Origin of the sequence: Nissabacter archeti (genome assembly GCF_018257325.1) — a bacterium.
GTDB classification, from domain to species: Bacteria; Pseudomonadota; Gammaproteobacteria; order Enterobacterales; family Enterobacteriaceae; genus Chimaeribacter; species Chimaeribacter arupi.
In genome coordinates this window covers 16,284-26,276 of the sequence record NZ_JAERKB010000022.1, presented here as the reverse complement: position 1 = coordinate 26,276, position 9,993 = coordinate 16,284, and the positions used below count along the sequence as shown (strand labels likewise).

Sequence of the window (9,993 nt, the reverse complement as noted above, 5' to 3'; positions counted from 1 at the left end):
GTCTTTGAGAAATCAATTTTAAGAGTAAAACATTCATGAAATTCCAAGTCGATGAATCCTGGTTTAACTATGAATTCATTTTTGATACATATAGAACCGCAAAAGATTATTTGAGCGATGAATTGTTACTGTCCGGGATTGGACTGATAGTTGGCGAGGCAGGATGTGGGAAGACGGCACTGGCAAAAGATATTTTGCGCATTAATCAGGGGGCGTTTCTGCTGCTTACTGCCCGCAAAGAGAATGATGAATTGCTATTAATAGATTCTTCATGGGATACCGTAAATAAAATTAATCTTCGCCCCTCTTTTTCTTTGAATCTATGGGAAAAATTTCTTTATGAAACTCAGAAAATAAATACGCCGGTATTAATTGTTCTGGATAATGCTCATTATATTAACCAACAATTAACTACGCTGGTTTACTTATTTAGTGAGTTTAGGAAACATGCCAGGCAGCCTCTTTCTCTGCTGATCGTTGGCGAAAATTCACTTTTGAAAAACAAAAGCTTATCAAATTATCATCCGGGCGCACTGCGCTTGCCACTTTATGATGAGAAAGCCTGTTTGTCAGTGGTTAACCAAACCATCATGGAGAGAGAAGGGGAAGATCATGCCGCTACGTTTACGCTTCCTTATATCAAGTACATCCAGTACGCAGCGAAAGGGAATCCCGAGAGCATCTCGCGCCTTGTGAATATGGCCCGCCAGATTGCCTGGATAGAGCAGGGGACAACCTCTTCTCTGCATTGGCGGCATATCAAACTCGCGGTGCGTGAATCAGGGAAAAGCCGGCGTGCCAGGAAGACAATGCTCTTATTGTTAATCGGCTACGCCGGTTTTGCGGCGCTTCTTGGTTGGCACTGTACCGGCATGGTGTCACCGTACCTGCCCGTCCCTGAATGGTTAAGGCCGGAACCGGTGGCAGCGATGATCCCTGCTCCGCCGCCGGCCATTGATGACCAGCCCGCGACTGAGCGCCAGGCCATGCAGCAACTTTTCCGGGCCTGGGGCTATGACGTGGCTGAGGAGGATGCCTGGTGTGATCAAACCGCACAGGCAGGCTTACAGTGTGAGACGGCAAAAGCAGACTATGACGCACTACAGAAACAAGGCTTGCCCTGGATAGCGCAGTTCCATCTCAGTAATAAGACCCGTTATGCCGTGGTCATCCGGATGGGCAAAGATGACCTCGATCTGCTTTTAGGCCAGCAGACCTGGACGGTGAAGAAATCCTGGTTCCTGGCTGCATGGAAAGGGGAATATATCCTGTTCTGGAAACCTGCACCGTCTGGAAAAACATCTGTGTCGGCAGCAAGTTCTGATGAAGACATCCTATGGCTGAATACAATGCTCAGCCGTGCCCTGCATCTTCCTTTACCTGAGGACGTGCGGTGGAATGCCTTACTCGTAGAAAAAATCAAAAAATTCCAGCAAAGCAGAGGGCTGCACCCTGACGGCGCGCCCGGCAAAGCAACCTTGATCCAGCTTTGGCTCAGCGTTGAACAAAGCGCCCTCTTAGTGCCAGAAAATGAAAGCGCAGAAAAAGGAGAAGGGCAATGAGCTTCCGTCTACATCAGGCAATGAATTTGCGCCTGCAGGGTGGGGCACCGGCAAAACTCCGGGCACCTTTTAAAAGAACATGCATCAAAGCCGGTGGCCTGCTTTTATGGGGATGTTGGATGGGGCTCTTTGCCGTTCAGGGCGCATATCTGCACATAGCCTGGACATCCCGTCATCCGGAGCCGCCTGTTCTGCAGGGGCCCTCGCAAGATAGAGAGTATACCCTCTCTCCTATGCATTATCTGTTCAAGACCCGGCCACTCCCTGCCGCGAACGAACCGGAAGCGGAAACGGAACCTGTCGAGAATATCGCGGAGCCGATGGACGACCAGGCCGAAGCAGAAGACATTAATGAAGAGGAAGATGTGGCGCTGGTTGAAGAAGAGGCTGATACAACAATAAGTAAAGATGACACCGTCGATCCTGCCTTAAAAGCCCGTGTTCAACAGGCCTTGGCAGAACTGGAAGAAGATGACCCGGCGTAGTAACAACAGGTAAAATAAAAGGCGCGCTAATACGTTTTTCCTGCAGGTTATGGTTGCTTCCTAAGCAGGAATGCGTATAATGCGCGGGCTTACCTAATCTTGGTAGGTCTGATCCGTTGCGGATCAGTAACCATGTCATCAATAACGACTGGTTAACAATACTCCCGATATGGGGGTTATATGCTGAACGATTACACTCCCCCATCAATCGAAATGGGTGTGAGGAGTAATTATTTACGTTTATAAATAATTGGAGCTCTGGTCTCATGCAGAACCAAAGAATCCGTATCCGCCTGAAAGCGTTTGATCATCGTCTGATCGATCAATCAACCGCGGAAATCGTCGAGACTGCTAAGCGCACTGGTGCGCAAGTCCGTGGTCCGATCCCGCTGCCGACCCGCAAAGAGCGCTTTACCATTCTGATCTCTCCGCACGTCAACAAAGACGCGCGTGATCAGTATGAAATCCGCACTCACAAGCGTCTGGTTGACATCGTTGAGCCAACCGAGAAAACCGTTGATGCTCTGATGCGTCTGGATCTGGCTGCCGGTGTAGACGTGCAGATCAGCCTGGGTTAATCAGGTCATTGAGCGATTGAGAGGTTGAAACAATGATTGGTTTAGTCGGTAAAAAAGTGGGTATGACCCGCATCTTCACTGAAGAAGGCGTATCTATCCCTGTAACCGTTATCGAAATTGAAGCTAACCGCGTTACTCAGGTCAAAGACCTGGCCAACGATGGTTATCGCGCTATCCAGGTTACCACCGGTGCTAAAAAAGCAAACCGTGTAACCAAACCGGAAGCGGGTCACTTCGCTAAAGCTGGCGTTGAAGCCGGCCGTCTCCTGCGTGAATTCCGTCTGTCTGAAGGCGAAGAGTTCACTGTAGGTCAGAACATTAGCGTTGAAATTTTCGCAGACGTTAAAAAAGTAGACGTTACCGGTACTTCTAAAGGTAAAGGTTTTGCTGGCACTGTTAAGCGCTGGAACTTCCGTACCCAAGACGCTACCCACGGTAACTCCTTGTCTCACCGCGTTCCGGGTTCTATCGGTCAGAACCAGACTCCGGGCAAAGTGTTCAAAGGCAAGAAAATGGCAGGGCAGCTGGGTAATGAGCGCGTAACCGTTCAGAGCCTGGACGTAGTACGCGTTGACGCTGAGCGCAACCTGCTGCTGGTTAAGGGTGCTGTTCCGGGAGCTACCGGTAGCAACCTGATCGTTAAACCAGCTGTTAAAGCGTGAGGAGCCAGGTAATGGAATTAGTATTGAAAGACGCGCAGAGCGCGCTGACTGTTTCCGAAACCACCTTCGGTCGTGATTTTAACGAAGCGCTGGTTCACCAGGTTGTTGTTGCTTACGCAGCAGGCGCCCGCCAGGGTACTCGCGCGCAGAAAACTCGCGCTGAAGTGACTGGTTCTGGCAAAAAGCCATGGCGTCAGAAAGGTACCGGCCGTGCGCGTTCTGGTTCTGTAAAGAGCCCGATCTGGCGTTCCGGTGGTGTGACCTTTGCTGCTAAGCCTCAGGACCACAGTCAGAAAGTAAACAAAAAGATGTACCGCGGCGCGCTGAAAAGCATCCTGTCCGAGCTGGTACGTCAAGAACGTCTGATCGTTGTCGAGAAGTTCTCTGTTGAAGCACCGAAAACCAAGCTGCTGGCACAGAAACTGAAAGACATGGCGCTGGAAGACGTGCTGATCATCACCGGTGAACTGGATGAGAATCTGTTCCTGGCTGCCCGTAACCTGTACAAGGTTGACGTGCGTGATGTAGCAGGTATCGATCCAGTTAGCCTGATCGCCTTCGACAAAGTAGTTATGACTGCTGATGCTGTGAAGCAAGTTGAGGAGATGCTGGCATGATTCGTGAAGAACGTCTGCTGAAAGTACTGCGCGCGCCGCACGTTTCTGAAAAAGCGTCTGCTGCGATGGAAAAGAACAACACCATCGTTCTCAAAGTTGCTAAAGACGCGACTAAAGCAGAAATCAAAGCTGCTGTGCAGAAACTGTTTGAAGTCGAAGTCGAAGACGTAAACACCTTGCTGGTAAAAGGCAAAGTGAAGCGTCATGGACAGCGTGTTGGTCGTCGTAGCGACTGGAAAAAAGCTTACGTCACCCTGAAAGAAGGCCAGAATCTGGACTTCATCAGCGGCGCAGAGTAAGTCGGAGGAGTAAGAACAATGGCAATTGTTAAATGTAAACCTACATCTCCGGGTCGTCGCCACGTTGTTAAAGTGGTTAACCCTGAGCTGCACAAGGGTAAACCTTATGCCCCGCTGCTGGAAAAACTGAGCAAAAGCGGTGGTCGTAACAACAATGGCCGTATCACCACCCGTCATATCGGTGGTGGCCACAAGCAACATTATCGTCTGGTTGACTTCAAGCGCAACAAAGACGGTATCGCTGCAGTGGTTGAGCGTCTGGAGTACGATCCGAACCGTTCCGCGAACATCGCGCTGGTTCTGTACAAAGACGGCGAACGCCGTTACATCCTGGCGCCGAAAGGCCTGAAAGCAGGTGACCAGATTCAATCTGGCGTTGATGCGGCAATCAAAACGGGTAACACCCTGCCGATGCGCAACATCCCAGTTGGTTCAACGGTTCATAACGTAGAAATGAAACCAGGTAAAGGCGGCCAGCTGGCTCGTTCTGCCGGTGCCTACGTTCAGATCGTTGCACGTGATGGTTCCTACGTAACTCTGCGTCTGCGCTCCGGCGAAATGCGTAAAGTTCTGGCTGACTGCCGCGCTACCCTGGGCGAAGTTGGCAATGCAGAACACATGCTGCGCGTTCTGGGTAAAGCAGGTGCTGCACGTTGGCGTGGTGTTCGTCCTACCGTTCGCGGTACGGCGATGAACCCAGTCGATCACCCGCACGGTGGTGGTGAAGGTCGTAACTTTGGTAAGCACCCGGTAACTCCGTGGGGCGTTCAGACCAAAGGTAAGAAGACCCGTAGCAACAAGCGTACTGACAAGTTCATCGTACGTCGCCGTAGTAAAAAATAATTAGAGGATAAGCCATGCCACGTTCTCTCAAGAAAGGTCCTTTTATTGACCTGCACTTGCTGAAGAAGGTAGAGAAAGCGGTGGAAAGCGGTGACAAGAAGCCTTTGCGCACTTGGTCCCGTCGTTCAACGATCTTTCCTAACATGATCGGTTTGACCATCGCTGTCCATAATGGTCGTCAGCACGTACCAGTGTTCGTTTCCGATGAAATGGTCGGTCACAAACTGGGTGAATTCGCGCCGACCCGTACTTATCGCGGCCATGCGGCTGATAAAAAAGCTAAAAAGCGCTAAGGTAGGAGGAAGAGATGGAAACTATCGCTAAACATCGCCACGCTCGTTCTTCTGCTCAGAAGGTTCGCCTTGTTGCTGACCTGATCCGCGGTAAGAAAGTGTCGCAAGCTCTGGAAACTCTGACCTACACCAACAAAAAAGCTGCTGGTCTGGTTAAGAAAGTGCTGGAGTCTGCCATTGCTAACGCAGAACACAACGATGGCGCTGACATCGATGATCTGAAAGTCACGAAAATCTTCGTCGACGAAGGCCCAAGCATGAAGCGCATTATGCCGCGTGCAAAAGGTCGTGCAGATCGCATCCTGAAGCGCACCAGCCACATTACTGTGGTTGTGTCCGATCGCTGAGACTCTGGAGACTAGCAATGGGTCAGAAAGTACATCCTAATGGTATTCGCCTGGGTATTGTCAAACCTTGGAACTCTACTTGGTATGCGAATACCAAAGAATTCGCTGACAACCTGGACAGCGACTTTAAAGTTCGTCAATTCCTGACTAAGGAATTGTCGAAAGCTTCCGTTTCTCGCATCGTTATCGAGCGTCCTGCGAAGAGCATCCGTGTGACCATTCACACTGCTCGTCCTGGCATCGTTATCGGCAAGAAAGGTGAAGATGTCGAAAAACTGCGTAAGGTCGTAGCGGATATCGCTGGCGTTCCTGCACAGATTAACATCGCCGAAGTCCGTAAACCGGAACTGGACGCAAAATTGGTTGCTGACAGCATCACTTCACAGCTGGAACGTCGCGTTATGTTCCGTCGTGCTATGAAGCGTGCAGTACAGAACGCAATGCGTCTTGGCGCTAAAGGTATCAAAGTTGAAGTAAGCGGCCGTCTTGGCGGTGCTGAAATCGCGCGTACCGAATGGTACCGTGAAGGTCGTGTTCCGTTGCACACTCTGCGTGCGGACATCGATTACAACACATCTGAAGCGCACACCACTTATGGTGTAATCGGCGTTAAGGTATGGATCTTCAAAGGTGAGATCCTGGGTGGTATGGCTGCCGTTGAACAACCGGAAAAACCGGCTGCTCAACCTAAAAAGCAGCAGCGTAAAGGCCGCAAGTAAGGAGAGTCGCTGATGTTACAACCAAAGCGTACAAAATTCCGTAAGGTGCACAAGGGCCGCAACCGTGGTCTGGCGCAAGGTACGGATGTTAGCTTCGGCACTTTCGGTCTGAAAGCTGTTGGCCGTGGCCGTCTGACTGCTCGTCAAATCGAAGCAGCTCGTCGTGCAATGACTCGTGCAGTTAAGCGTCAAGGTAAAATCTGGATCCGTGTATTCCCGGACAAACCGATTACCGAGAAGCCGCTTGAAGTGCGTATGGGTAAAGGTAAGGGTAACGTGGAGTATTGGGTTGCCCTGATCCAGCCTGGTAAAGTCCTGTACGAAATGGACGGCGTGCCGGAAGAGCTGGCCCGTGAGGCGTTCAAGCTGGCAGCAGCTAAACTGCCGATCAAAACCACCTTTGTAACTAAGACGGTGATGTAATGAAAGCACAAGAGCTGCGTGAAAAAAGCGTTGAAGAGCTGAACACCGAGCTGCTCAACCTGCTGCGTGAGCAATTCAACTTGCGCATGCAAGCGGCGAGTGGCCAGCTGCAACAAACTCACCTGTTGAAACAAGTGCGTCGTAACGTCGCACGCGTTAAGACTTTACTGACTGAAAAGGCGGGTGCGTAAATGACTGACACTATCCGTACTCTGCAAGGTCGCGTTGTTAGTGACAAAATGGAAAAATCCATTGTTGTTGCTATCGAACGTACGGTGAAGCACCCGATCTACGGGAAATTCATCAAACGTACGACCAAGCTGCACGTACACGACGAGAACAACGAATGTGGTATCGGTGACGTGGTAGAAATCCGCGAATGCCGTCCACTGTCTAAGACTAAATCTTGGACGTTGGTTCGCGTTGTAGAGAAAGCGATTCTGTAATAGAGTAGCGGCCTCTCACTTAACAAACGGCTCAGAAAACGAGCCGTTTGTTTTTTCTACCCATACGTAGGAAGCGGTGTTATAATGCTGCGCCCTTGGTTATGGGGCTTTTCAACGGCCTGAAAATTAACTTAGGTCTTTAAAGTAGTAGTTGACATTAGCGGAGCACTAAAATGATCCAAGAACAGACTATGCTGACCGTCGCCGACAACTCCGGTGCACGTCGCGTAATGTGTATCAAGGTTCTAGGTGGCTCGCACCGTCGCTACGCAGGCGTCGGCGACATCATCAAAATTACCATCAAGGAAGCAATTCCTCGCGGTAAGGTGAAGAAAGGCGATGTGCTGAAGGCGGTAGTGGTGCGCACCAAGAAGGGTGTACGTCGCCCGGACGGTTCTGTCATTCGCTTCGATGGTAATGCATGCGTTATTTTGAACAATAACAGCGAGCAACCAATCGGTACGCGTATTTTTGGGCCGGTAACTCGTGAACTGCGTAACGAAAAGTTCATGAAAATTATCTCTCTGGCACCAGAAGTACTCTAAGGAGCGAACCATGGCAGCGAAAATCCGTCGTGATGACGAAGTTATCGTGCTTACCGGGAAAGACAAAGGTAAACGCGGTAAAGTAAAAAATGTCCTGTCTGCTGGCAAGGTCATTGTAGAAGGTATCAACCTGGTTAAGAAACACCAGAAGCCGGTTCCGGCTCTGAACCAACCAGGTGGCATTGTTGAAAAAGAAGCTGCTATTCAGGTTTCCAACATCGCTCTCTACAATGCTGCGACCGGCAAGGCTGACCGTGTAGGCTTTAGATTCGAAGACGGCAAAAAAGTCCGTTTCTTCAAGTCTAACAGCGAAACTATCAAGTAATTTGGAGTAATACGATGGCGAAACTGCATGATTACTACAAAGACGAGGTAGTCAAACAACTGATGTCTCAGTTTGGCTACAACTCTGTCATGCAAGTCCCTCGGGTCGAGAAGATCACCCTGAACATGGGTGTTGGTGAAGCTATTGCCGACAAGAAACTGCTGGACAATGCAGCAGCTGACTTGACAGCAATCTCCGGCCAAAAGCCGTTGATCACCAAAGCACGCAAATCTGTTGCAGGCTTCAAAATCCGCCAGGGCTATCCGATCGGCTGTAAAGTAACTCTGCGCGGCGAACGCATGTGGGAGTTCTTTGAGCGTCTGATTTCCATTGCTGTACCGCGTATCCGTGACTTCCGTGGCCTGTCCGCTAAGTCATTCGATGGCCGTGGTAACTACAGCATGGGCGTGCGTGAACAGATCATCTTCCCGGAAATCGACTACGACAAAGTCGATCGCGTTCGTGGTTTGGATATTACCATTACCACCACTGCGAAATCCGATGATGAAGGCCGCGCACTGCTGGCTGCCTTTAACTTCCCGTTCCGCAAGTAAGGTAGGGTTACTAATGGCTAAGCAATCCATGAAAGCACGCGAAGTCAAGCGCGTGAAATTAGCAGACAAATTCTTTGCTAAACGCACAGAACTGAAAGCTATCATCTCTGATGTGAACGCTTCCGACGAAGATCGTTGGGATGCCGTTCTCAAGCTGCAGACTCTGCCGCGTGATTCCAGCCCGTCACGTCAGCGTAACCGCTGCCGTCAAACTGGTCGTCCGCACGCTTTCCTGCGGAAGTTCGGGTTGAGCCGTATTAAAGTCCGTGAAGCCGCTATGCGCGGTGAAATCCCGGGCTTGAAAAAGGCTAGCTGGTAATTGTCACCAATTGAATCACGGGAGTAAAGACAGATGAGCATGCAAGATCCGATCGCGGATATGCTGACCCGTATCCGTAACGGTCAGGCCGCGAACAAAGTTGCGGTCACCATGCCTTCCTCCAAGCTGAAATTGGCAATTGCCAACGTGCTGAAGGAAGAAGGTTATATTGAAGATTTCAAAATCGAAGGCGACACCAAGCCGGTTCTGGAACTGGTACTGAAGTACTTCCAGGGCAAGGCAGTGGTAGAAAGCATTCAGCGTATCAGCCGCCCAGGTCTGCGCATCTATAAGAAAAAAGATGAGCTGCCAAAAGTTATGGCCGGCCTGGGTATTGCTGTCATTTCTACCTCTAAAGGTGTTATGACCGATCGTGCAGCTCGCCAGGCTGGTCTTGGTGGCGAGATTATCTGCTACGTAGCTTAATTCGGGAGGAAAGAATGTCTCGTGTTGCAAAAGCACCCGTCGTCATTCCTGCCGGCGTAGAGGTAAAACTCAACGGTCAGGTTATTTCGATTAAGGGTAAGAACGGCGAGCTGACTCGTACTATCCACAGCGCCGTTGAAGTTAAACAGGAAGAAAACGCACTGACTTTCGGTCCACGCGAAGGTGCTGTTGACGGTTGGGCCCAAGCGGGTACCACTCGTGCTCTGTTGAACGCAATGGTAGTTGGTGTTACCGAAGGCTTCACCAAGAAGCTTCAGCTGGTAGGTGTTGGTTACCGTGCCGCAGTTAAAGGCAACGCGGTGAGTTTAGCCCTGGGCTTCTCTCATCCTGTTGAACATGCACTGCCGGCAGGTATTACTGCTGAATGCCCGACCCAAACTGAAATCGTGCTGAAAGGCGCAGATAAGCAGTTGATTGGTCAGGTTGCAGCGGACCTGCGTGCCTACCGTCGTCCTGAGCCTTACAAAGGCAAGGGTGTCCGTTACGCCGACGAAGTCGTGCGTACCAAAGAGGCTAAGAAGAAGTAAGG

Annotated in this window: 19 protein-coding genes; all 19 read left to right on the top strand. The window is 50.5% G+C overall.

Going from position 1 to position 9,993, the window contains the following annotated elements; genetic code table 11:
- Window positions 1-35: 35 nt before the first annotated feature.
- Complete coding sequence (locus JK232_RS21925; protein ID WP_212589695.1) at window positions 36-1,562, top strand: peptidoglycan-binding protein; 1,527 nt, start codon at window positions 36-38, stop codon at window positions 1,560-1,562.
- Entirely contained in the window at window positions 1,559-2,047 is a 489-nt protein-coding gene (locus tag JK232_RS21920; RefSeq protein ID WP_212589694.1) for a hypothetical protein, read from the top strand. The genes JK232_RS21925 and JK232_RS21920 overlap by 4 nt, the downstream gene beginning before the upstream one ends.
- 266 nt (window positions 2,048-2,313) lie before the next feature.
- Complete coding sequence (gene rpsJ, locus JK232_RS21915; protein ID WP_009639175.1) at window positions 2,314-2,625, top strand: 30S ribosomal protein S10; 312 nt, start codon at window positions 2,314-2,316, stop codon at window positions 2,623-2,625.
- A gap of 32 nt (window positions 2,626-2,657) precedes the next feature.
- Entirely contained in the window at window positions 2,658-3,287 is a 630-nt protein-coding gene (rplC, locus tag JK232_RS21910) for a 50S ribosomal protein L3 (protein WP_072933477.1), read from the top strand.
- Between the two features lie 11 nt (window positions 3,288-3,298).
- The gene (rplD, locus tag JK232_RS21905) at window positions 3,299-3,904 is read left to right on the top strand and encodes a 50S ribosomal protein L4 (protein WP_072933475.1); all 606 of its coding nucleotides are present in this window, start codon (window positions 3,299-3,301) and stop codon (window positions 3,902-3,904) included.
- Entirely contained in the window at window positions 3,901-4,203 is a 303-nt protein-coding gene (rplW, locus tag JK232_RS21900) for a 50S ribosomal protein L23 (RefSeq protein ID WP_072933473.1), read from the top strand. The genes rplD and rplW overlap by 4 nt, the downstream gene beginning before the upstream one ends.
- A gap of 18 nt (window positions 4,204-4,221) precedes the next feature.
- Window positions 4,222-5,046, top strand: a complete 825-nt coding sequence (gene rplB / locus JK232_RS21895) for a 50S ribosomal protein L2 (protein WP_072933471.1) — start codon at window positions 4,222-4,224, stop codon at window positions 5,044-5,046.
- Between the two features lie 14 nt (window positions 5,047-5,060).
- Window positions 5,061-5,339 carry a 30S ribosomal protein S19 gene (gene rpsS / locus JK232_RS21890; RefSeq protein ID WP_004929772.1) on the top strand — a complete coding sequence of 93 codons (279 nt, stop codon included), beginning with the start codon at window positions 5,061-5,063 and terminating at the stop codon, window positions 5,337-5,339.
- A gap of 14 nt (window positions 5,340-5,353) precedes the next feature.
- Entirely contained in the window at window positions 5,354-5,686 is a 333-nt protein-coding gene (rplV, locus tag JK232_RS21885; RefSeq protein ID WP_002223844.1) for a 50S ribosomal protein L22, read from the top strand.
- A gap of 17 nt (window positions 5,687-5,703) precedes the next feature.
- A complete protein-coding gene (rpsC, locus tag JK232_RS21880) occupies window positions 5,704-6,405 on the top strand; it encodes a 30S ribosomal protein S3 (RefSeq protein ID WP_072933469.1) in 702 nt (233 codons plus the stop codon).
- Window positions 6,406-6,417: 12 nt separating this feature from the next.
- The gene (gene rplP, locus JK232_RS21875) at window positions 6,418-6,828 is read left to right on the top strand and encodes a 50S ribosomal protein L16 (RefSeq protein WP_002438716.1); all 411 of its coding nucleotides are present in this window, start codon (window positions 6,418-6,420) and stop codon (window positions 6,826-6,828) included.
- Window positions 6,828-7,019, top strand: a complete 192-nt coding sequence (gene rpmC, locus JK232_RS21870; protein ID WP_002218942.1) for a 50S ribosomal protein L29 — start codon at window positions 6,828-6,830, stop codon at window positions 7,017-7,019. Before rplP ends, rpmC begins: the two co-directional genes overlap by 1 nt.
- Window positions 7,020-7,274, top strand: a complete 255-nt coding sequence (gene rpsQ / locus JK232_RS21865) for a 30S ribosomal protein S17 (RefSeq protein WP_072933467.1) — start codon at window positions 7,020-7,022, stop codon at window positions 7,272-7,274.
- 173 nt (window positions 7,275-7,447) lie between these two features.
- Window positions 7,448-7,819, top strand: a complete 372-nt coding sequence (rplN, locus tag JK232_RS21860) for a 50S ribosomal protein L14 (RefSeq protein WP_008457164.1) — start codon at window positions 7,448-7,450, stop codon at window positions 7,817-7,819.
- Between the two features lie 10 nt (window positions 7,820-7,829).
- Entirely contained in the window at window positions 7,830-8,144 is a 315-nt protein-coding gene (gene rplX / locus JK232_RS21855; RefSeq protein ID WP_072933465.1) for a 50S ribosomal protein L24, read from the top strand.
- Between the two features lie 14 nt (window positions 8,145-8,158).
- On the top strand, window positions 8,159-8,698 hold the full coding sequence (gene rplE, locus JK232_RS21850) for a 50S ribosomal protein L5 (protein ID WP_072933463.1): 540 nt from the start codon (window positions 8,159-8,161) through the stop codon (window positions 8,696-8,698).
- 13 nt (window positions 8,699-8,711) lie between these two features.
- Window positions 8,712-9,017 carry a 30S ribosomal protein S14 gene (gene rpsN, locus JK232_RS21845; protein WP_072933461.1) on the top strand — a complete coding sequence of 102 codons (306 nt, stop codon included), beginning with the start codon at window positions 8,712-8,714 and terminating at the stop codon, window positions 9,015-9,017.
- 33 nt (window positions 9,018-9,050) lie between these two features.
- Entirely contained in the window at window positions 9,051-9,443 is a 393-nt protein-coding gene (gene rpsH, locus JK232_RS21840) for a 30S ribosomal protein S8 (RefSeq protein WP_072933460.1), read from the top strand.
- Window positions 9,444-9,457: 14 nt separating this feature from the next.
- Window positions 9,458-9,991, top strand: coding sequence for a 50S ribosomal protein L6 (rplF, locus tag JK232_RS21835; RefSeq protein WP_072933458.1), 534 nt, complete (start codon window positions 9,458-9,460; stop codon window positions 9,989-9,991).
- Window positions 9,992-9,993: the final 2 nt, after the last annotated feature.